This is a genomic window from Blautia sp. AM23-13AC, assembly GCF_003435675.1.
Lineage (GTDB): Bacteria > Bacillota > Clostridia > Lachnospirales > Lachnospiraceae > Fusicatenibacter > Fusicatenibacter saccharivorans.
This window is the reverse complement of the sequence record NZ_QTUL01000001.1, coordinates 344901-366798: the sequence shown is the minus strand read 5'-3', so window position 1 is coordinate 366798 and position 21898 is coordinate 344901. Positions and strand designations below refer to the sequence as shown.

The window sequence follows — 21898 nt, the reverse complement described above, 5'->3', positions numbered from 1 at the left end:
CACAACAAAATACAACTTGTCACAACAACCGTACAAGTTGTATTATGAATTCCAGAAAGGGGAATCACCAATCACATGGAACCAACCACCGGCAAAGCCAAATACTACACCCTGATGGAAGCCCTAAAAGAGCAGATTCTCTCCGGAACCATAAAACCCGGCCAGAAGCTTCCCTCCGAAAACGAACTGACCCGGGAATACGCCCTCTCACGCCACACCGTCCGAAAGGCCCTCGCTCTTCTCGAAAATGAAGGCTACATCACCGCCCAGCACGGCAAAGGAACCTTTTGCTCCGAGCGCGTAATCCAGCGTCATAATTCAAAAAACATCGCCGTCACCGGATACGACAACTCGCTGATCGGCCAGAGCAGTCCGATCGGGATCACGACCATTGCCCATCCGCAGGAAAAACTCGGTGAGATGGCAGCAGAGCTCATTCTCGAAAAAATCAGAAAAGTCCCGGAAGAAGAAAGCAGCGTCAAACGCCTGATTTCCCCGGAACTCATCGTAAGAGAATCCACCGCAGGAAAAAATCTGTCAACAGAGACGAAAAAATAGAAAAGAACCCAAGGGAGGAAAAAACAATGGGAATGGATGCAAAAACAGCAATCCTCGAACAGAAAACAGCACTTGGTATTGAGTTCGGCTCAACCAGAATCAAAGCCGTCCTGATCGGCGCAGACAGCGCCCCGATCGCATCCGGAGATCACGAGTGGGAAAACCGCTACGACAACGGCGTGTGGACCTACACCCTCGAGGACATCTGGACGGGCCTGCAGGATGCCTATACCAAAATGGCAGCTGATGTCAAAGAAAAATACGACATCACCCTGACCCGCGTCGGAGCCATCGGCTTCAGTGCCATGATGCACGGCTATATGGCATTTGACAAAGCAGGAAACCTCCTCGTGCCGTTCCGCACCTGGAGAAACAATATCACAGAAGAAGCAAGCGAGAAGCTGACCGATCTTTTCGGATTCCACATCCCGCAGAGATGGACTATCGCCCATCTGTATCAGGCAATCTTAAACGGTGAGCCGCATGTGGCAGATATCGACTACGTGACAACCCTTGCCGGATACATTCAGTGGAAAATGACCGGCGAGCGTGTCGTTGGTGTCGGCGAGGCATCTGGAATCTTTCCAATCGATTCTGAAACCAACACTTACTTTGCCGACATGATCGCCAAATTTGACGAGGCAGTCGCAGACAAAGCATATTCATGGAAAGCACTCGATGTTCTGCCGCACGTTCTGACCGCAGGTGACAATGCCGGTGTTCTGACAAAAGAAGGTGCCGCACTTCTCGACATGTCCGGAAATCTGGAAGCAGGCATTCCGCTCTGCCCGCCGGAGGGAGATGCCGGAACAGGTATGGCAGCAACAAACAGCGTCCGCGTCAGAACTGGAAACGTGTCTGCCGGAACTTCCGTTTTTGCTATGATCGTTCTGGAGAAGAACCTTTCCAAAGTATACCCGGAGATCGATATGGTAACAACCCCGTCCGGTCATCCAGTTGCCATGGTGCACTGCCAGAACTGTACTTCTGATCTGAATGCATGGGTCAATCTCTTCCGTGAATTTGCGCAGACCTTCGGCATGGAAATCAGCACGAATGATCTGTTCGGCAAGCTGTACAACAAAGCCCTGGAGGGCGACGCAGACTGCGGCGGACTCCTTGCCTACAACTACTTCTCCGGCGAGCACGTAACCGGCTTCAACGAGGGCCGTCCTGTCTTCGCACGTACTCCGGATGCGAAATTCAATCTGGCAAACTTTATGAGAGTCAACCTATTTACTTCCCTTGGCGCCCTGAAAGTCGGCCTTGATATCCTGATGAAAGAGGAGCATGTGCAGGTCGACCAGATTCTCGGCCACGGCGGTCTCTTCAAGACAAAAGGTGTCGGCCAGAAGATCCTCGCAGGTGCCATCGACGCACCGGTTTCCGTCATGGAGACAGCAGGAGAGGGCGGAGCCTGGGGCATCGCGCTGCTGGCTTCTTATATGATCAACAAAGAAGAGAATGAAACACTCGAGGATTACCTCGATGCAAAAGTCTTCGCAGGAAATGCCGGAACCAAGATGGATCCGGACCCGGCAGACGTCGCTGGATTTGAAGTATTCACCGAGCGCTACAAAAAAGGCCTGCCGATTGAGCGTGCAGCAGTAGAGAGCTTAAAATGAACCATCGTTTGGGAAAGACAGAAAGGACAACACAATGTTAGAAGAACTGAAAAAAAGAGTATACGAAGCCAACATGCTTCTTCCAAAATACGGACTGGTTACCTTTACCTGGGGAAATGTCAGCGAGATTGACCGGGAAAGCGGTCTGTTCGTCATCAAACCAAGCGGCGTGGATTACGACCTGCTGACACCGGACGATATGGTTGTCATGGATCTGAACGGAAACAAAGTAGAAGGACGCTACCGTCCGTCTTCTGACACCCCGACCCATCTGGAGCTGTACAAAGCATTTCCGGAGATCGGCGGCATTGTTCACACCCATTCCTCATATGCGACAAGCTGGGCACAGGCGGGAAGAAGCATTCCGTGCTACGGAACAACCCATGCAGACTACATCTACGGTGAAGTACCGTGCCTGCGCTGCCTGACAAAAGAAGAGATTGACGAGGCATACGAGGAAAACACCGGCCATCTGATCGTCAATGAGTTCAAACGGATGGGAAAAGATGTAAAAGCCGTTCCGGCCGTTCTTTGCAAGAACCACGGACCGTTCACCTGGGGCAAAGATGCGCATGAGGCTGTTCACAATGCTGTTGTCCTCGAAGAGGTTGCCAAAATGGCATACCGTGCCGAGACCATCAACCCGAGAATCCAGCCGGCACCGCAGGAGCTGCAGGATAAACACTATTACCGTAAACATGGTGCAAATGCTTATTACGGACAGAACTAAAAAAGAGTAAGAAGATAAGAAAAGCGTCATCCACAAACTGCAGGGCACACAGCCCGCAGGTGGATGACACTTTTTTGATAAAAACATTTTTATGATAGAAATCTGCTTTTAAAATCAAGTGGTCGTCTGACGCCGGATCAGAAGCGGCGGAACGGTCTTGTGAACCGGCTCGGCAAGCGGCACCGGGTGGCGTTTTTTCCGTTCCTGCATCTGGGAGACCAGAAGGGAAACAGCCTCGTCTGCAATCTGGTCAATCTGCTGGCCGACAGTGCTGATCGGATAGATAGCCTGCTCGGAAATAGGCGCACCGTCGAAGCCGATGAGTTCGTAATCGTCCGGCAGGGTATGGTATTTGCGGATCAGAAGATTTAAAAGAATATTGGCATGATCATCGTTGGAGAGGAAGATGCCCTTTTTCTGACCGGCATATTTTTGTTCGATGTTGTCAAAGATTTCCTGCAGCGGTGCTGCGGCTTCCTGATAAGAGAGTCCAAAATCCCGAATGATAACCTTGTGCGGTACACCGGCCTTTACACAGGCATCCTGGAAACCGACGAGACGGCGGTAGGCAGGAACATTTTCTTTGGTCGGTGAGTTCAGATGAATCAGGACATCACAGTGGTTATGAATCAGAAGCGAAGTCGCTTCGTACGCGCCGAGGTAGTTGTCTGTATTGACACTGCTGACGAACTGGTCTTCGCGCTCAATTGCAACGACCGGGATCTGCAGATCGGAGAGTTCGCGGGAGGAGAGTGTATGGGAGAGGACGATGAGGCCCTCGATTTTGTACGACATCAGCTCCTGAATGTAGCGGTGCTCCGTCTCGTTGTGGCCGTTTCCGGCGAAGACGAGGAATTTATAGCCATATTTCTCATAAGAAGCAAGAATCTGATTCAGCATCTCGGAATAGTAGTTCATGGAGAGGCTCGGGATCAGGACGCCGACAAATTCGGTCTGTCCGTTCGCGAGAATTTTTGCCACTTTGTTTTCTTTATAGTTCAGTTTATCCAGTGCATCGGAAATGATCTGCTGATTTTCCGGTGTCAGGGAATCCGGGTTGTTGAAATACCGGGAAATGGTTGTTTTGGAAAAATGCGTGTACTGTGCAATATCATTAAAGGTTACATTTTTTTTTCGTGCCATAAGTTCAAGTGTCCTTCCCTTCAAAAGTGTTGCGTGAATCATGTAAGCTTTCAGAAAAAAACAAATAATATATGAAGATAGTATAACATTTCTCGCCCGCCGGAACAAGCGGGAATCGGTTAAGTAACCGGTTTTGTAAAAGTTCCACAAAAGCCAAAAACAAAATTATGGAAAATCACGAAAAGTAAAGAAAATATTGACGAAACCCACTGTCAATGCTATGATAAAGACAATGAAAGTAACCGGTTACTTGACCGGTTACACAAAACGAAGGACAGGACCAGCTGTCCAGAGATAACAGGAGGAATTGTGATGAGAAAGAAATTTAGTGCCAGGGCGGCAGCTCTTGGAATGTCCGGCGTGCTTCTTACTTCTGCACTGACCGGATGCACCTTCGGCTTCGCAAGCGATCCGGATGACCCGAACGCAGTAAAAGAAGAAGTGCCGATCGACATGACCACCGATACCTTCCAGTACGATACGTCGCTTTCCGGAACGAGTATCGTCATCATGAACACAAAAGCAGAAATCCAGACAGCACTGGAAGAGATTGCAAAAGTGTTCGAGGAGAAAGCAGGCGTACATATTGAGATCATGCCGGTAACGGACGGCGATTCTCCTTATACCAAAGTAGTCAGCCTCTACAACTCCGGAAACCCACCGACACTTTCTATTCTGGATACGACCGATGTCATTGCACTGGCAGAAGAAAAAGCAGCCGACTTAAGCAATGAAGCATGGACCGGCGAGGCAGAAGAGTACCTGACCAAAATCAACGGAAAGGTTTACAGCTTCCCGCTCTGTATCGAGGGCCGCGGTATTATCTACAACAAGAGCGTGATTGAAGATACCTTAGGTAACGAGTTCGATCCATCCGATATCAAAACCCAGGACGATTTCGCAGCACTTCTCCAGAGCCTGCGGGACAACGGAATGAAGAATCCGATCTCCATGGCAAAAGAAGACTGGTCCCTTGGAGCACACCAGCTGCAGTACATCTACGAGACATACAACGGAACCTCCGACGGTGCAGCAGAAGTCATCAACGAGCTGAAGGACGGAACCTTATATCTGCCGGACTACACCCGCATGAACGAGTTCCTGAATACCTTTGACCTGTTAAAAGAGTACAACGTAGCAAAGGGCGATCCACTCGGCGCAGATTACGATGAGATGGCAATTGACCTGGCAGACGGAAAAACCGCTTTCTGGTTCAACGGAAACTGGGCATGGCCGAACCTTGAGGAGGCAGGAGCCGAGACGACCGACGAGTACGGTTTCCTTCCATACTTCCTGAACAATGATCCGGACGACTTCGTCAACAGCAAAATCCAGGCATCCCCGTCCAAACAGATCATGCTGGATGATATCGTGGCTACCGACGAGCAGAAAGCAGCAGCAAAAGAGTTCCTGAACTGGCTGGTTTACAGTGAGATCGGACAGCAGATGGTTGTAAAGACCTGCAGCCTGATCCCTCCGTTTAAAAACAACCCGAACGAGCCAAGCGATCCGTTAAGCCGCGACATTTACGAAAAAGTACAGAACGGCGGAGCATTCAACGCATCTGCGATCGTGCCGAACGATCACTGGTCTGTCCTTGGTGCGGCAATGCAGAAATATCTGGCCGGAAGAAGTGACCGCGAGGAACTGATAGATTCCATCCAGGCATACTGGGATGAGCAGTAAGCCGGAGGATATGAAGGAGGAACGAAAATGAAATCAAGCAACAAGGGAAAAGATTTCTGTGTATTTGCGCTGCCGGGCCTGTTCTGCTTCCTGGCAGTCGTCATGGTACCGTTTATCTACGGTATTTACCTGACCTTAACCGACTGGAACGGTGTTTCCAGCGTGAAAAACTTTGTAGGACTTTCCAACTTCGCAGCCGTTATGCGCGACGCGCAGTTCTGGAAATCCCTGCTGTTAACCTTTAAATATGTCATTGCGGTTGTTGTTCTCGTCAATGTGATCGCCTTTTTACTGGCTTATATCCTGACCCGCGGCATCAAAGGTCAGAACTTCTTCCGCGCCGGATTTTTCACCCCGAACCTGATCGGCGGTATCGTACTTGGATACATCTGGCAGTTCGTATTCTCCCGTGTTTTCGTCAGCATCGGTGAGACCACAGGATGGAGCCTGTTTGAAATTTCCTGGCTTTCTACCCCGAACAAAGCATTTGCAGCGCTGGTGCTCGTTTCAGTATGGCAGCTGGCAGGCTATATGATCCTGATCTACGTTGCCGGCTTTATGGGACTTTCCGAGGACGTGCTCGAGGCGGCAAGCATCGACGGTGCATCCGGCTGGGTAAAAATGAAAAACATTATCCTTCCGCTGATGATGTCCTCCGTTACTATCTGCCTCTTCCTGACCCTGTCCCGTGCGTTCATGGTATACGATGTCAACCTGTCCTTAACCGGCGGTGCTCCGTACGGAACCACCGAGATGGCAGCCATGCACGTATATGAGAAAGCATTCACATCGAGACAGTTCGGTGTCGGCCAGGCAGAAGCCTTTATCCTGTTTATCATTGTAGCCTGCATCAGCGGTATTCAGGTATACACCACCAAGAAGAGGGAGGTTGAAGCATAATGAATCAGAAGAAAATTGGCGGAACAAAGAAAAAAGTAACTGACGCGCTGGCTATGCTCCTTATGATCATCGTTTTCTGTGCGTTCATGTTCCCGTTTGTCATGGTTATCATCAACTCCTTAAAACAGAAACGTGATATCATCAAGAGCCCGTTCTCCTGGCTGTTTACGATCAAAGGTCTTTCGTTTGACAACTTTGTAAAAGCATTCAATCAGATGAACTTCCTGAATGCCTTCAAGAACTCTCTGGTTGTAACCGTAACAGCAACCGTACTGGTTACGGTACTCGCAGCCATGCTGGCTTACTACATCGTGCGTAATGTCAACGTATTTTCCAATATCATCTTTGCACTGATGGTTGCATCCATGATCATTCCATTCCAGGCAATCATGATCCCGCTTGTCAGTGTATACGGCGGAACCTTAAACATTCTGAACCACAGACTGACCCTGATCTTCATGCACACCGGATTTTCCATGGCGATGTCCGTGTTCATGTTCCACGGATTCATCCGCGGAAGTATCCCGCTGGCGCTGGAGGAGGCCGCTTACATCGACGGCTGTACCCACACCCAGACCTTCTTCCGCATCGTGTTCCCGCTGTTAAAGCCGATCATTTCCACCATGGTAATCATGAATGCGATGGCATTCTGGAATGACTTCCTGCTGCCGTCCCTGGTGCTGACCGACAAAAAGCTGCTGACTCTGCCGCTTTCCACCTACAGCTTCTACGGAACTTACTCCGCAGATTACGGAACCATCATGGCAGGTCTTCTGCTCTGCGTCATCCCGATCCTGATTCTGTACGTGGCACTGCAGAAACAGATCATCAACGGTGTCGTAGCCGGAGCAGTTAAATAAGTAAATCATAGAAATCAAGAACAAGCCGGGCAAAGGAGGGCGGAATTAAAAATGCTTTCTTTTTCCGGCTTTTCTTATCAGAGACAACAAGAAAGAGACAGAAAGGAAATCAAACACATGAAAAACAGATTACACGTAAAAGCGCCGGGCAACTGGGTGAATGACCCGAACGGCATGATTTATTATAAGGGACAGTATCATCTTTTTTATCAGCATTTTCCGTACGCGCCGCGCTGGGGCACCATGCACTGGGGCCATGCGGTGAGTCCGGATCTGATTCACTGGGAGCATGTCGGCGTTGCCCTGTTCCCGAGTCTTTCCGAGGACCAGAACGGCTGCTTTTCCGGAAGCGCAGTAGAAGAGAACGGCGTGATGCATCTCTTTTACACGGGTGTTCACTATAATCAGGTAAATCCGAAGGATATTCATCAGTGCCTTGATCAGGATTTTACCTCGGCGCAGCTTCACCTTACTTCGAAGGACGGTATGCATTTTGATGTCTTCGGGGATAAGGAGGTTGTTATCCCGGCACTCACCGATCCGGAAATCGGCGACAATACGCACACGCGTGACCCGAAAGTCTGGAAGGGAAGCGACGCATGGTATATGGTGCTTGGAAGCACGACGAAGGATCACAAGGGCGAGGCATTATTCTATAAGAGTGAGGATCTTTCCCACTGGCATCTGGCCGGACAGGCGACGACGAAACAGAAGCTCGGCTGGATGTGGGAGTGCCCGGATCTCTTTAACGTAAACGGACGCAGCGTCTTTGTATTCTCCCCGATGGAACTGATCGAGGACACCGACGGCTATGCGGATCGGGCGATCTGTATGCTGCCTGAGTTTGATGAAAAAACCTGCACAATGAAATTTCCGGAGAACTGGCAGCTTCTGGACTGCGGCGGTGACCTCTATGCACCGCAGACCATGACGGATGCGGACGGAAACCGGATTTCCATCGCATGGCTTCGGATGCCGGAACCGGTAGATGGTATATGGCAAGGCATGTTCTGCCTGCCGCGTGTGGTGGATGTACAGAACGATCATATTTACTTCCGTGTTCTGCCTGCCATCCGCGACGGATTCTGCAAAAAGACGGATTCCCTCGTTTCGGCATGCGGAGAGTGTGCCATGATCCGCGCCGAATTAAAAGAGGGTGAAAGCCTGGAAATCGGCGGCTATAAGATCTGGCGGCAGAGCGGAAAAGTCTGCGCAGACCGCACGGATGTCTATCCATCCGGTGCAAAAGGATGGCTTCATGCCGAGACGCCGCAGTTAAAAGAGGGCGATCTTCTTGAGATTTTCGTGGATCCGAATATGATCGAAATTTATGCAAACAACGGCGAGTACGTATTAAGCCAGGCGGTTTACGGGCTTGGAGAGACATTCTCCTATAAAATGGAGAAAAAACCGGAAATTTATCTGTGGAATGAATGAATCAGCCAAAAAAGTTCTTGACGCATACGGGATTTTGTTCTAATCTAGTACGTAACAGCTTTCTAACGTTAAAGTGACGGGCTGAAAAACGAGATTTCGAAAGATATCCGAAAAGAACGCAAGGAGAGATTATTATGAAGAAAGTAGTAAAATTCGGCGGCAGCTCCCTCGCGAGCGCAGAGCAGTTTAAGAAGGTCGGAGACATCATCCGCGCAGATGAGGGAAGAAGATACGTGGTACCTTCCGCTCCTGGAAAACGAAATTCTGCTGATACGAAAGTAACCGATATGCTGTATGACTGCTATCGCACTGCAGTTGCCGGAAGAGATTTCAAGAAGAAACTGCAGAACATCAAAGCGAGATATCAGGAGATCATCGACGGTCTGAACCTCAGCCTGGATCTTTCCCCGGAATTTGAAAAAATCGCAGAAAACTTTGCCGCAGCAGCCGGAGAGGACTACGCCGCATCCCGCGGAGAGTACCTGAACGGTATCGTGATGGCAAATTATCTGGGATATACGTATATTGATTCTGCAGAAGTGATCTGCTTCGACGAGAACGGAAACTTCCTTGCAGACAAGACTGACGAAGTGCTCTCCGAGCGTTTAAAAGATCTGGATAACGCAGTCGTTCCTGGATTCTACGGCGCAAAACCGGACGGAAGCGTAAAAACCTTCTCCCGCGGCGGATCCGATATCACTGGTTCCATCGTGGCAAAGGCCGTACACGCTGACATCTACGAGAACTGGACCGATGTTTCCGGTTTCCTGGTAACCGATCCGCGTATCGTCAAGGATCCGGAAGTCATTTCCACCATTACCTATCGTGAGCTGCGTGAGCTTTCCTACATGGGAGCTACCGTCCTTCATGAGGACTCCATCTTCCCACTCCGTCAGGAGGGAATCCCGATCCACGTGCTGAACACCAACGCACCACAGGATCCGGGAACCATGATCGTGGAGAATACCTGCAGTAAACCGAAATTTACAATCACCGGTATCGCAGGAAAGAAAGGCTTCGCATCCATCACGATTGAGAAGAGCATGATGAATACCGAGATTGGCTTTGGCAGAAAAGTACTTGGCGTCTTTGAGGATAACAATCTTTCCTTTGAGCATATGCCGTCCGGCATCGATACCATGACGGTATTTGTTCATCAGAGTGAGTTTGCAGCAAAAGAACAGCAGGTTATCGCAGGACTGCATCGTGCCGTACAGCCGGATTCTATTGATCTTGAATCCGATCTGGCGCTGATTGCTGTTGTAGGACGCGGTATGAGAAGAACGAGAGGCACAGCCGGAAGGATTTTCTCTGCACTGGCGCATGCGCACGTTAATGTCAAGATGATCGATCAGGGTTCCAGCGAGCTCAACATCATCATTGGCGTTGAAAACCGCGACTTTGAAACAGCAATCAAAGCAATTTATGATATCTTTGTCGTAGCGCAGATCTAAAATGAATCTATAAAAAATCTCTGTCAGGAGTCTGAACTTCCGACAGAGATTTTTTATGGTTTTTATGCCGCCGTATCGCGGAATTCTTTTCGAATGGTGAATGTAAAAATACAGATTACCACACAGCAGATGATCCAGGCCGTCGGTTCGCAGAAGCCGCCGCAAGCGTTCACCTCTCTCCACGGGAATGTCAGCGGATTTTCAAAGCGTATCTGCACCGGACGCCGATGGAATGATGGAATATCTGCAGTGGAGACGGATTCTCGCAGCGGCAGACGATCTGCGGAACACAAACGAATTTTGCCCTTGTCGTTTTTGGGAACAGATGGTATAATCATTTCATAAATGCAAGACATTTGTGAAAAAATATCATAAAGGAACGAGGATGCAAGATGAAACGACGAGTATTACTGAAATTGAGCGGAGAAGCTCTTGCAGGAGAGAAACACACCGGTTTTGACGAGCCGACCGTCACAAAAGTGGCAAAACAGGTAAAAACTCTGGTAGACCAGGGGATTGAAGTCGGCATCGTAATCGGAGGAGGAAACTTCTGGAGAGGACGCAGTTCCGAAAATATCGACCGTACCAAAGCAGACCAGATCGGTATGCTGGCAACCGTTATGAACTGTATCTATGTATCAGAAATCTTCCGTTCCCAGGGAATGATGACCGCAGTTCTGACTCCATTCCCATGCGGAGAGTTCACAAAAGGATTTTCCAAAGACCGTGCAAACAAATATTTCCAGCACAACATGGTTGTATTCTTTGCCGGCGGTACAGGCCATCCATATTTCTCAACCGATACGGCAACCGTACTTCGCGCGATCGAGATCGAGGCAGACGAGATTCTGCTTGCAAAAGCAGTAGACGGTGTCTACGACAGCGATCCGAAAACAAACCCGGATGCAAAGAAATTTGACGAGATTTCCATTCAGGAAGTCATTGAAAAGGATCTGAAAGTGGTAGATATGACCGCATCCATCCTTTGCAAGGAAAACAAAATGCCGATGCTGGTATTTGGTTTAAATGAAGAGAACAGCATTGTAAATGCTGCAAACGGAAAAATCAACGGCACAAGAGTGACGGTATAATTAATAAAAATTCAGCAGTAAAACACTTGCTGTTTTACTGCGTAAGAAAATGATTCAGGTGTGAGCAGCTCTCCTTTTGCGAAGCAAAACTTTAAATGAGAGCTGCGAATGTCACAGTTCGCAGAACTGTGACCGTATAAGAGATAGCAGGAGGACAAATTTAATATGGCAAATCAGATCGACGAGAGAGTAAAACCGTTTGAGGTAAAAATGGGCAAATCCATTGCAAGCCTCGATTCCGAATTCGGAACCATCCGCGCAGGCCGTGCAAACCCGCATGTACTGGACCGCATTACTGTAGATTACTATGGAACACCGACTCCGCTGCAGCAGGTGGCAAACATCTCTGTTCCGGAAGCACGTATGATCCAGATCCAGCCGTGGGAAGCATCCCTGGTAAAAGAGATCGAAAAAGCGATCATGATGTCTGACCTTGGCATCAACCCGTCCGATGACGGAAGAGTCATCCGTCTGGTATTCCCGGAGCTTACCGAGGACCGTCGTAAAGAGCTGGTAAAAGAGGTAAAGAAAAAAGCAGAGGGCGCAAAGGTAGCCATCCGCAACATCCGCCGCGATGCCAATGATGCGTTCAAGAAACTTGCCAAAGAGGACGTTTCCGAGGACGAAATCAAAGAGCTCGAGGAGCAGACCCAGAAATTAACAGACAAATACATCAAAGAAGTAGATCAGATGGTGGACGTAAAATCCAAAGAAATTATGACCGTGTAATACAAAGAAAACAAGGGGCTGCCTGTCATTTGCAGGCAGCCTGTTATCGTTTACGGAGGAAAAAAGTATGGATAATGAATTAAAAGTGCCGAATCACATCGCCATCATCCTGGACGGAAACGGCAGATGGGCGAAAAAACGCAATATGCCGCGCGGCTACGGCCATATTGTCGGATGCGACAATCTGGAAAAAATGTGTGACGTGATCAAAGACATGGGTGTCAAATATCTGACCGTCTATGCGTTCTCAACCGAGAACTGGAAACGCTCCCGCGCCGAGGTGGAGGGACTCTTAAAGCTGTTCCGCCAGTATCTGAAACGATGCATCAAAAAAGCACATAAAAATCAGATGCGCGTCAAAATCATCGGAGATCCGAGCGCATTCCCGCAGGATATTCAGGACAGCATTCATGAACTGGAGGAGTGCTCCAAAGATTACGATCACATGTACTTCCAGATCGCAATGAACTACGGTTCCCGTGATGAGATCCTGCGCGGCATGACCCGCATGATCGAGGATGTGAAAAACGGAACTCTCGCAGAGAATGCGTTTGATGAGAACGGAAAACTGACGGAGCAGTGTTTTGAGAGCTACCTCGACACCGCCGGAATCCCGGATCCAGATCTTCTGATCCGTACAAGCGGCGAGCAGCGCCTTTCCAACTACCTGATGTGGCAGCTGGCCTACACGGAATTTTACTTTACCGAGGTTCCGTGGCCGGATTTCCACGAAGAGGAATTGAGAAAAGCCATCGAACAATATAATAACAGAGACCGGCGTTACGGCGGCGTGAAGGAGGAATAAAAAAGATGTTTAAGACAAGACTGTTAAGCGGCATCGTGCTCGTCCTTGTGGCGCTGCTTACGATCTGCAGCGGCGGAACCGTGCTCTATATGACGGTTCTGTGCCTGTCGCTGATCGGCGCAGGAGAGCTGTTCCGCGTGATGAAGGTAAGAGAAGATAAATGGAATCTGTTGGAAATTACGGGCTATGCGGGCGTTGTGATTTTCTATCTGTCCCTGCTGCTTCATGACCCGATGTACCAGATGCTCGCGCTGATCCTGGATCTCGTGCTTCTGATGGCAGTATACGTATTTACTTATCCGAAATACAACGCCAATCAGGTGATGCCGGCGTTCTTTGCGATTGTCTATGTCGGCGTAATGCTTTCCTATGTATATCAGACCCGTATGCTGGAAGGCGGAAAATTCCATGTATGGCTGATTTTCCTGTGCTCCTGGGGCTGCGATACGTGTGCATACTGTGTCGGTGTACTCTTTGGAAAACATAAAATGGCACCGGTTTTAAGCCCGAAAAAATCCGTAGAAGGGGCTGTCGGCGGTGTCGTCGGAGCGATTCTGCTCGGCATCATCTATGCGGCTGCGACAAAGGGCGGCATGGTGGAATACGCCATCATCTGCGGTGTCGGCGCGCTGATCTCTATGGTCGGAGACCTTGCGGCATCCGCAATCAAACGAAATCAGGGCATCAAGGATTACGGAAAGCTGATTCCGGGCCACGGCGGTATTCTCGACCGCTTCGACAGCGTGATCTTTACCGCACCGATCATCTATTTCCTGTCGGTGCTTCTGATTCATTAAAAAAGCTTCCCCTACAGCATAAACGGGAAGCAGATGGGAGAAACTGGAATATGAAGAAAATAGCAATTCTTGGTTCAACCGGTTCGATCGGAACCCAGACCCTCGATGTCGTGCGTGCCAACGGCGATCTTGAGGTGGTCGGCATCAGCGCCGGAAGTAATATTACACTGCTCGAGCAGCAGATCCGGGAATTTCATCCGAAGTTTGCGGCAGTCGGCGATGAGGCGAAAGCGGCAGAACTCCGTGACAGAGTGAAGGATCTTCCTGTAAAAATCGGCAGCGGCATGGACGGCATGATCGAGCTTGCCACGATGCCGGAGAGCGAAATCCTTGTGACAGCGATCGTCGGCATGATCGGCATCCGCCCGACGGTTGCGGCGATGAAGGCAGGAAAAGACATTGCATTGGCAAACAAAGAGACACTGGTAACGGCGGGACACATTATTATGCCGCTGGCAGAGGAATGCGGTGTGCAGATCCTTCCGGTGGACAGTGAGCACTCGGCGATTTTCCAGTGCCTGCACGGGGAAAACAGAAAAGAAATTGAAAAACTTCTGATTACTGCATCCGGCGGTCCGTTCCGCGGAAAAACAAGAGCGGAGCTCGAAAACGTAACGGTAGAGCAGGCGCTCCGTCATCCGAACTGGTCGATGGGGCACAAGATCACGATTGATTCCGCGACACTCGTTAACAAAGGACTGGAAGTCATGGAAGCAAAATGGCTGTTCGGTGTTGATCTCGACCACATCCAGGTTGTGGTACAGCCAAAGAGCATTATCCATTCCATGGTAGAATTTAAAGACGGCGCTGTCATGGCACAGCTTGGCACACCGGATATGAAACTGCCGATCCAGTACGCACTGTATTACCCGGAGCGCCGCTTCCTTGCAGGCGACCGCCTCGACTTTGCGGCGCTGACACAGATCACGTTTGAAGAACCGGATATGGATACCTTCCTCGGCCTTCCGATGGCAATGCAGGCGTCCCGGACGGGCGGCTCCATGCCGACGGTCTTCAATGCGGCAAATGAACGCGCCGTTGCACTGTTCCTCGCGAAGAAGATCCGTTTCCTCGAGATTTACGACGTGATCGCCGGTGCAATGGAAGCACACAAAACGATTGCCGATCCGACGCTGGAGCAGATTCTCGCGGCGGAGCAGGAGACGTATGAATGGATTGCGAACAGATATAAGATGGGAGAATAAGACAGCATGATTGTAAAAATCCTGATAGCCGTACTCATTTTCGGAATCACCGTCATTATCCATGAGCTGGGGCATTTTCTTTTGGCGAAAGCGAATGGTATTACCGTGACGGAATTTTCGATCGGCTTTGGCCCGACGGTGGTAAAGACAGAAAAAGGAGGAACGGTCTATTCCTTAAAACTTCTGCCTTTCGGCGGTGCGTGCCAGATGCTCGGCGAGGACGGTGAAGAGGAGGGGGAAGGAACCTTTAACAGCAAATCCGTGTGGGCAAGAATTTCCGTCGTTGCGGCGGGACCGGTGTTCAACATGATTCTGGCATTTTTCTGCGCAATATTTGTGATCAGTTACGCGGGAAGTTCCCCGGCGCGCGTCACAGAAGTGGCAGACGGTTCGCCGGAGGCAGAGGCAGGCCTGGAAGCGGGAGATATCATCACTTCCTATGAAGGAAGACATATTTCCATCGGAAAAGAGCTGAACTCTGTGATGACGGTACGGGGTGTGCCGACGGATGAGATTACGCTGGAGGTTAAAAAGGCCGACGGGGAAAAGAAAACGATCACATATGAACCGACGGTGACAACGCGGTATATGATGGGCTTTAACTACGATGACTGTGACCGCGGCATGGAATTCACGTATGTGCAGCAGAATATGCCGCTTGCCGCTGCGGGTGTTGTCGCGGGCGACCTGCTCGTATCGATCAACGGAGCGCTGATCACCTGTGTGGCAGATTTTACTGCTTACCAGACAGAGCATCCTTTCGATGGAAGCGCTGTGACGCTGGAGTATGAGCACAGCGGAAAGACGAAAGAGATTACGGTGACACCGGTTGAAAATACGTATGCGAATGTACAGTTTTCGTATCAGCTCCGGGAGAAACAGTCCCCGATCGGCGTGCTGAAATACAGCGTGCTGGAGATCAAATACTGGGTGCGCACCGTCATTGACAGTGTCAGTATGCTGATCACCGGACAGTATTCTGTGAACGATCTTTCCGGCCCGGTCGGCGTGGTGGATGCGATCGGAACCGCCTATGATGATGTAAAATCGCAGGGCGTTCTGGTTACGGTGATGACGATGCTGAACATGGTGATTCTGCTGTCATCAAACCTTGGCGTCATGAACCTGCTGCCGCTCCCGGCACTCGACGGCGGACGGCTTGTCTTTCTGATCATAGAAGCCATCCGCAGAAAACCAATCCGGCGAGACCTGGAGGGTATGGTTCACTTCGCGGGCCTGGTGCTTCTGATGGCGTTGATGGTCTACGTCATGATCCACGACGTCCAGCGGATCCTGTAAATCGAAAAATGAAAAGCAACAAAGCCTCATATTCTGCATACCATAAAAGGAGTGCAGGATATGGGGCTTTTTTATGAAAAATTTGCGTATGCAGCAGGAAATGACTGACCGCGGGCGGCTGGAAATCCGGGTAAATACAAGAATCCAGGCGCGGCCTGTTTCCGGGGCGCGGGTGACGGTTTCGTATACGGGAGATCCGCAGAATGTGATCGAGGAGCTGATTACCGACGGGGACGGCAGAACGGAGACGCTGGATCTGGCGACGCCGCCGCTCGAGTACAGTCTGGAACCGAATGTGAATCAGCCGTATTCCGAATATACGGTGAAAGTGGAGGCGGAAGGGTATGAACTGGTTGAAGTGACGGGCTCCGAGCTTCTTTCAGGAGAACAGTCCGTCCAGCAGGTGGACCTCAAACTGGCAGAGGGCGCAGCGTTTGCGGATGTGACGATCCCGGACCATACGTTGTTCGGCGAATATCCGGCGAAAATTCCGGAAAGTGAGATCAAGCCGACGAGGGAGAGCGGTGAGATTGTGCTGTCCCGCGTCGTGATCCCGGAGTATATCATCGTCCACGACGGAGCGCCGACCGACAGCACGGCACGCGACTATTATGTGCGGTACCGCGACTACATCAAAAACGTGGCGTGCTCGGAAATCTATGCAACATGGCCGGATGCGGCGATCCGGGCGAATATCCTCGCAATCATGTCATTTACGCTGAACCGTGTCTATACAGAATGGTACCGCAACAAGGGATACGATTTTACGATCACTTCGTCGACGGCCTACGATCACAAATGGATTTACGGCAGGAATATTTTCGACAGCATTTCCCTTGTGGTCGATGAGATTTTTGCTGATTACCTGTCGCGCCCGAATGTGAAACAGCCGATTCTGACGCAGTACTGTGACGGAAACCGTGTGAGCTGCCCGAACTGGATGAGCCAGTGGGGGTCCAAAAACCTGGCGGACCAAGGGTATTCAACGATTCAGATTCTCCGCAATTATTATGGAGACAATATGTATATCAACACGGCGGAGGAGATTTCCGGCATCCCGTCCTCCTGGCCGGGGTATGACCTCACCATCGGCTCGTCCGGGAACAAGGTACTGCAGATGCAGGAGCAGCTGAACGTGATTGCGGAGGTGTATTCATCGATTCCGACGGTCTATGAAAATGGCTATTTCGATGAAGAGACGCAGGACGCCGTCGAAGCGTTCCAGCGGCTGTTCGGCCTGCCGGTTTCCGGCATTGTGGATTATCCGACGTGGTACAAAATCCAGTCGATTTATGTGGCTGTGACGAGGATTGCGGAGCTGCAGTAGGTATACAAAAGTCTTTATAAGGGGCGTGTTTTCTGCGAAAAAACGCGGAAAATGCGCCTTTTCTGCGGCTTTTGAAACGGATCAGAAAAATTTTAAAACTGTCAAGAAAAAATACTTGACACCCTGCGCCTTTTCGTGTATGATAACCAAGGTGATCGCAATGGAAAAAATATTGGAACAGACATTACTGTATGATTTTTACGGCGAACTTCTGACTGAACATCAGCGTCAGGTATATGAGGACGTGGTGCTCAACGATTTTTCCCTGAGCGAGGTTGCGGCAGCGCGGGGTATTTCCCGCCAGGGAGTTCACGATCTGGTCAGACGCTGCAACAAGACACTGGAAGAGTATGAAGAAAAGCTTCATCTGGTACAACGCTTTGTGCAGATCCGGGAGAATGTAAACGAGATCCGAAAGCTGACAGACCCTTCTGGTGATACCCCGAAAGAAGATGTGATGCAGCGGATTGCAGCAATTGCATCGGATATATTAGAGGAGCTTTGAGCATGGCATTTGAAAGTTTAACCGAGAAACTCCAGAATGTTTTCAAAAATCTCAGAAGCAAGGGCCGCCTGACCGAGGCGGATGTAAAGACTGCGCTGAAGGAAGTAAAAATGGCACTTCTCGAGGCGGATGTCAGCTTCAAAGTAGTAAAACAGTTTATCAAATCCGTACAGGAGCAGGCAGTCGGACAGGACGTCATGAACGGACTGAATCCGGGTCAGATGGTCATTAAAATCGTAAATGACGAGCTGGTCAAGCTGATGGGTTCCGAGACAACGGAAATCGCACTGCGCCCGGCGAGTGAAGTTACCATTATTATGATGGCAGGTCTTCAGGGAGCCGGTAAAACAACCACAACCGCAAAGATTGCAGGAAAGTTAAAAGCCAAGGGAAGAAAACCTCTCCTTGCAGCCTGCGACGTATACCGCCCGGCAGCGATCAAACAGCTGCAGGTCAACGGAGAAAAGCAGGGAGTGGAAGTGTTCGCCATGGGAGATAAAAACCGTCCGGTGGATATCGCAAAGGCAGCGCTGGTGCATGCAAAGACAAACGGCTTTAACGTATTGATTCTGGATACCGCAGGCCGTCTGCACATCGATGAAGAGATGATGCAGGAGTTACAGGATATCAAAGCGGCTGTTCCCGTGGATCAGACCCTTTTGGTAGTAGACGCTATGACCGGACAGGACGCAGTCAATGTGGCCGAGATGTTCAGCAATAAAGTCGGCATCGACGGTGTAGTGCTTACAAAATTAGATGGTGACACCAGAGGCGGTGCGGCACTTTCGATCCGTGCAGTTTCCGGCAAACCGATTCTCTATGTCGGCATGGGCGAAAAGCTTTCGGATCTGGAGCAGTTTTATCCGGACCGTATGGCATCCCGTATCCTCGGCATGGGCGATGTCATGAGCCTGATTGAAAAAGCGCAGGCGAACATCGACGAAGAGAAAGCAAAAGCCATGGAGCAGAAGATGAAGAAGGCACAGTTCGACTTCAACGATTATCTGGATTCCATGGAGCAGATGCGCAATATGGGCGGCATCTCCAGCATCCTGAATATGCTTCCGGGCGTCGGCGCAAAGATGAAGGGCCAGGACCTCGAGAGCATGGTGGATGAAAAAGATATGGCGAGAAAGGAAGCCATCGTGCTTTCCATGACGCCAAAGGAAAGAGAAAACCCGGATCTCATCAATCCGTCGAGAAAGCAGAGAATTGCAAAAGGCGCCGGTGTTGACATCGCGGAGGTAAACCGTTTCATCAAACAGTTTGAACAGTCAAGAAAAATGATGAAACAGATGACCGGAATGGTCGGTAAGGGTGGTAAAAGAGGAGGATTCAAACTTCCCTTTTAGCATAAAAGAAAAAATATAAATAAATACATGAATTTACAATGGAGGTAAAGAAAAATGGCAGTAAAAATGAGATTAAGAAGAATGGGACAGAAGAAAGCTCCTTTTTATAGAATTGTTGTAGCAGATTCCAGATCCCCAAGAGACGGACGTTTCATCGAGGAGATCGGAACTTACGATCCGAACCGCGAGCCGAGCGCAATCAGCTTCAACGAGGAGGCTGCTAAAAAATGGCTGGCTAACGGCGCACAGCCGACCGAAATCGTTGCCAAACTCTTAAAACAGGCTGGTATCGAGAAATAATTCATACGGGGGTATCTTGTAATGAAAGAACTTATCGAAGTAATTGCAAAATCTCTGGTTGATCATCCATCTGAGGTAGTTGTGACAGAAACCGTCAGCGGTGATGACCTTCTGCTGGAACTCAAAGTAGATCCGTCAGATATGGGAAAAGTCATCGGACGTCAGGGACGCATTGCGAAAGCAATCCGTACGGTTGTAAAAGCAGCTTCCTCAAAGAGCGACAGAAAAGTTGTCGTAGAAATTTTACAGTAAGTAAAAGATAGGAAAAGGAACCGACAGTTGTTGCCGGTTCCTTTCTTTACGCGGGCAACGAGACAAAGTCCGTGCTTGCACGGGACCTTGGCGACTGCCGCGATAACTTGAGAAACTCGCAAAGCGTGTTTCTCAAGTCGCAATACACAGTAGAACTGGTTGGAAAGGGTTTTTGAATGGAAGAATATTTGCAGATTGGCGTAATTACCACAACCCACGGCGTACGCGGTGAGGTAAAGGTATACCCGACGACAGATCCGGAGCGTTTTCTTTCTCTGGACCGCGTTTTTCTCGATACAGGAAAAGAAAAAAAAGAACTCCATGTAACTGGCGTGCGTTTTTTCAAACAGCTTGCCATTGTAAAATTCAAAGGAATTGACAACATCAACGATATCGAACGGTATAAAGGCTGCAGCCTCTATGTGACGAGAGAGGATGCCATTCCGCTGGAAGAGGACGAATACTATATCGCAGACCTGCAGGGAATGCAGATGTACACCGAGGACGGCGAACTGTTCGGCACGCTCCGCGATGTGATGGAGACCGGTGCGAACGACGTCTATATTGTAGATTCGAAAGAGCACGGAGAGGTTCTGATTCCGGCGATCCATGACTGCATTCTGGATGTGGACCTGGATGAGCAGAAGATGACGATTCACCTTCTTCCGGGCCTGATTGACTGATAAAGAGAGTAAAGAACGATGAAATATCATATTCTGACGCTGTTTCCGGAGATGATCGAGCAGGGGCTGCACACCAGCATCCTCGGAAGAGCCATCAACAACGGCTATATTTCCCTCGAGACGACGAATATCCGGGATTTTTCAGCAAATAAATTCAACCGCGTGGACGATTACCCGTACGGCGGCGGTGCGGGCATGGTCATGGAGGCGGAGCCGGTGTTCCGCGCCTACCAGTCGGTAGCCGAAAAGATCGGGGAAAAGCCGCGCACGGTCTATCTGACACCCCAGGGAAAAGTACTGAACCAGACGATGGTGGAAGAGCTGGCGCTTGAGGACGATCTTGTGCTGCTCTGCGGCCACTATGAGGGCATCGATGACCGCGTACTGCAGGAAGTGGTAACGGACTATATCTCGATCGGGGATTATGTTTTAACAGGCGGAGAACTCGGTGCAATGGTGCTGGTGGATGCGGTATCGCGGTTTGTGCCGGGTGTCTTAAGCAACGAGGAATCTTCGCAGTTTGAGTCGCTGCAGGACAACTTGCTTGAGTATCCGCATTACACAAGACCGGAGACATGGCACGAGAAAAAAGTTCCGGAGGTGCTTCTTTCCGGTGACCACAAAAAGATCGAAGCGTGGCGTCATGAGGCATCCCTGGTGCGGACAGCCGAGCGGCGGCCGGACCTTCTGGAAAATGCATTCCAGATTTCCTGCGCATGCAATGAAAAAGAGGAATCGTCTGCCTGGGCGCACGATCTTTTGGCAGGCATGACACGCTATGGTGTAAGCCTTGATCTCGGACGAAAGAAGATCCGGAAACAGAAAAATCTGTTTGATGACCATGATCTGCTGATTCTGCAGCTTCCGGGAACGCTTGAGGAGGGCATGAAAGCAAAGAGCGAATATATCCGCAGCTTTGCCGGAAAAGAGACACCGCTGGTGTTTTTATGCCCGGACGGATTCTCAGAAGAGGAAGAAAAACTCGAAGAGCAGCTGGAAAAAAACGGTTTCCGTCTGGTCGCACGGCTTACCGGCATACCGTCCGCGGACGGCCTGCAGCGGTTTTCTTTCGCGCTTCGCAGTCTGCTGTACAGCGGCGAATGGAAAGTGAAAAAAATACTTGCATCTGCGGATGCATTATAGTATAATATATCTTGTTG

Annotated in this window: 23 protein-coding genes; 21 read left to right on the top strand and 2 right to left on the bottom strand. The window is 49.9% G+C overall.

The genetic code is table 11. From position 1 onward, the window contains the following. Window positions 1–75: 75 nt before the first annotated feature. The 3 genes from DW642_RS01680 to DW642_RS01670 are packed head-to-tail and all read left to right on the top strand — an operon-like array spanning window position 76 to window position 2913. Complete coding sequence (locus DW642_RS01680) at window positions 76–558, top strand: GntR family transcriptional regulator (protein ID WP_055226473.1); 483 nt, start codon at window positions 76–78, stop codon at window positions 556–558. 32 nt (window positions 559–590) lie between these two features. Beyond that, complete coding sequence (locus DW642_RS01675) at window positions 591–2183, top strand: xylulokinase (protein ID WP_334294011.1); 1593 nt, start codon at window positions 591–593, stop codon at window positions 2181–2183. 34 nt (window positions 2184–2217) lie between these two features. Further along, window positions 2218–2913, top strand: coding sequence for an L-ribulose-5-phosphate 4-epimerase (locus DW642_RS01670; RefSeq protein ID WP_022461490.1), 696 nt, complete (start codon window positions 2218–2220; stop codon window positions 2911–2913). A gap of 114 nt (window positions 2914–3027) precedes the next feature. Here the strand turns inward: DW642_RS01670 and DW642_RS01665 are convergent, their stop codons facing one another. Next, complete coding sequence (locus DW642_RS01665) at window positions 3028–4056, bottom strand: LacI family DNA-binding transcriptional regulator (protein WP_117509065.1); 1029 nt, start codon at window positions 4054–4056, stop codon at window positions 3028–3030. A gap of 312 nt (window positions 4057–4368) precedes the next feature. On the opposite strand from DW642_RS01665, the gene DW642_RS01660 reads away from it, so the two are divergent. From DW642_RS01660 to DW642_RS01640, 5 genes are all read left to right on the top strand, one after another. Further along, complete coding sequence (locus DW642_RS01660) at window positions 4369–5742, top strand: ABC transporter substrate-binding protein (protein WP_117509064.1); 1374 nt, start codon at window positions 4369–4371, stop codon at window positions 5740–5742. Between the two features lie 27 nt (window positions 5743–5769). After that, on the top strand, window positions 5770–6642 hold the full coding sequence (locus DW642_RS01655) for a carbohydrate ABC transporter permease (RefSeq protein WP_022461493.1): 873 nt from the start codon (window positions 5770–5772) through the stop codon (window positions 6640–6642). Further along, on the top strand, window positions 6642–7502 hold the full coding sequence (locus tag DW642_RS01650) for a carbohydrate ABC transporter permease (protein WP_022461494.1): 861 nt from the start codon (window positions 6642–6644) through the stop codon (window positions 7500–7502). Before DW642_RS01655 ends, DW642_RS01650 begins: the two co-directional genes overlap by 1 nt. Window positions 7503–7619: 117 nt before the next feature. Next, window positions 7620–8939: a glycoside hydrolase family 32 protein gene (locus DW642_RS01645; protein WP_117509166.1), complete on the top strand. Its 1320-nt coding sequence runs from the start codon at window positions 7620–7622 to the stop codon at window positions 8937–8939. Between the two features lie 134 nt (window positions 8940–9073). After that, on the top strand, window positions 9074–10393 hold the full coding sequence (locus DW642_RS01640; protein ID WP_117509063.1) for an aspartate kinase: 1320 nt from the start codon (window positions 9074–9076) through the stop codon (window positions 10391–10393). Between the two features lie 62 nt (window positions 10394–10455). On the opposite strand, the gene DW642_RS01635 is transcribed toward DW642_RS01640, so the two are convergent. Continuing rightward, complete coding sequence (locus DW642_RS01635) at window positions 10456–10731, bottom strand: hypothetical protein (protein WP_147398846.1); 276 nt, start codon at window positions 10729–10731, stop codon at window positions 10456–10458. A gap of 54 nt (window positions 10732–10785) precedes the next feature. On the opposite strand from DW642_RS01635, the gene pyrH reads away from it, so the two are divergent. From pyrH to trmD, 13 genes are all read left to right on the top strand, one after another. After that, the gene (gene pyrH / locus DW642_RS01630) at window positions 10786–11484 is read left to right on the top strand and encodes a UMP kinase (RefSeq protein ID WP_022461497.1); all 699 of its coding nucleotides are present in this window, start codon (window positions 10786–10788) and stop codon (window positions 11482–11484) included. A gap of 210 nt (window positions 11485–11694) precedes the next feature. Beyond that, window positions 11695–12213: a ribosome recycling factor gene (gene frr / locus DW642_RS01625; RefSeq protein ID WP_373141022.1), complete on the top strand. Its 519-nt coding sequence runs from the start codon at window positions 11695–11697 to the stop codon at window positions 12211–12213. A gap of 67 nt (window positions 12214–12280) precedes the next feature. Continuing rightward, complete coding sequence (gene uppS / locus DW642_RS01620; protein ID WP_022461499.1) at window positions 12281–13018, top strand: polyprenyl diphosphate synthase; 738 nt, start codon at window positions 12281–12283, stop codon at window positions 13016–13018. A 5-nt stretch (window positions 13019–13023) separates the two neighbouring features. Further along, window positions 13024–13815, top strand: coding sequence for a phosphatidate cytidylyltransferase (locus DW642_RS01615; protein WP_117509061.1), 792 nt, complete (start codon window positions 13024–13026; stop codon window positions 13813–13815). Between the two features lie 50 nt (window positions 13816–13865). Next, complete coding sequence (locus DW642_RS01610) at window positions 13866–15020, top strand: 1-deoxy-D-xylulose-5-phosphate reductoisomerase (RefSeq protein WP_117509060.1); 1155 nt, start codon at window positions 13866–13868, stop codon at window positions 15018–15020. A 6-nt stretch (window positions 15021–15026) separates the two neighbouring features. Continuing rightward, the gene (rseP, locus tag DW642_RS01605; RefSeq protein ID WP_117509059.1) at window positions 15027–16319 is read left to right on the top strand and encodes an RIP metalloprotease RseP; all 1293 of its coding nucleotides are present in this window, start codon (window positions 15027–15029) and stop codon (window positions 16317–16319) included. A 73-nt stretch (window positions 16320–16392) separates the two neighbouring features. Then, window positions 16393–17646 carry a peptidoglycan-binding protein gene (locus tag DW642_RS01600; RefSeq protein WP_117509058.1) on the top strand — a complete coding sequence of 418 codons (1254 nt, stop codon included), beginning with the start codon at window positions 16393–16395 and terminating at the stop codon, window positions 17644–17646. Between the two features lie 160 nt (window positions 17647–17806). Then, window positions 17807–18151, top strand: a complete 345-nt coding sequence (gene ylxM / locus DW642_RS01595; RefSeq protein WP_330377042.1) for a YlxM family DNA-binding protein — start codon at window positions 17807–17809, stop codon at window positions 18149–18151. Window positions 18152–18153: 2 nt separating this feature from the next. After that, on the top strand, window positions 18154–19503 hold the full coding sequence (ffh, locus tag DW642_RS01590) for a signal recognition particle protein (protein ID WP_117509057.1): 1350 nt from the start codon (window positions 18154–18156) through the stop codon (window positions 19501–19503). Between the two features lie 54 nt (window positions 19504–19557). Beyond that, window positions 19558–19803, top strand: a complete 246-nt coding sequence (rpsP, locus tag DW642_RS01585) for a 30S ribosomal protein S16 (protein WP_022461506.1) — start codon at window positions 19558–19560, stop codon at window positions 19801–19803. A gap of 21 nt (window positions 19804–19824) precedes the next feature. Further along, entirely contained in the window at window positions 19825–20055 is a 231-nt protein-coding gene (locus tag DW642_RS01580; RefSeq protein ID WP_022461507.1) for a KH domain-containing protein, read from the top strand. 176 nt (window positions 20056–20231) lie between these two features. Further along, complete coding sequence (gene rimM, locus DW642_RS01575; protein WP_022461508.1) at window positions 20232–20738, top strand: ribosome maturation factor RimM; 507 nt, start codon at window positions 20232–20234, stop codon at window positions 20736–20738. An 18-nt stretch (window positions 20739–20756) separates the two neighbouring features. Beyond that, window positions 20757–21881 carry a tRNA (guanosine(37)-N1)-methyltransferase TrmD gene (trmD, locus tag DW642_RS01570; protein ID WP_117509056.1) on the top strand — a complete coding sequence of 375 codons (1125 nt, stop codon included), beginning with the start codon at window positions 20757–20759 and terminating at the stop codon, window positions 21879–21881. Window positions 21882–21898 lie beyond the last annotated feature (17 nt).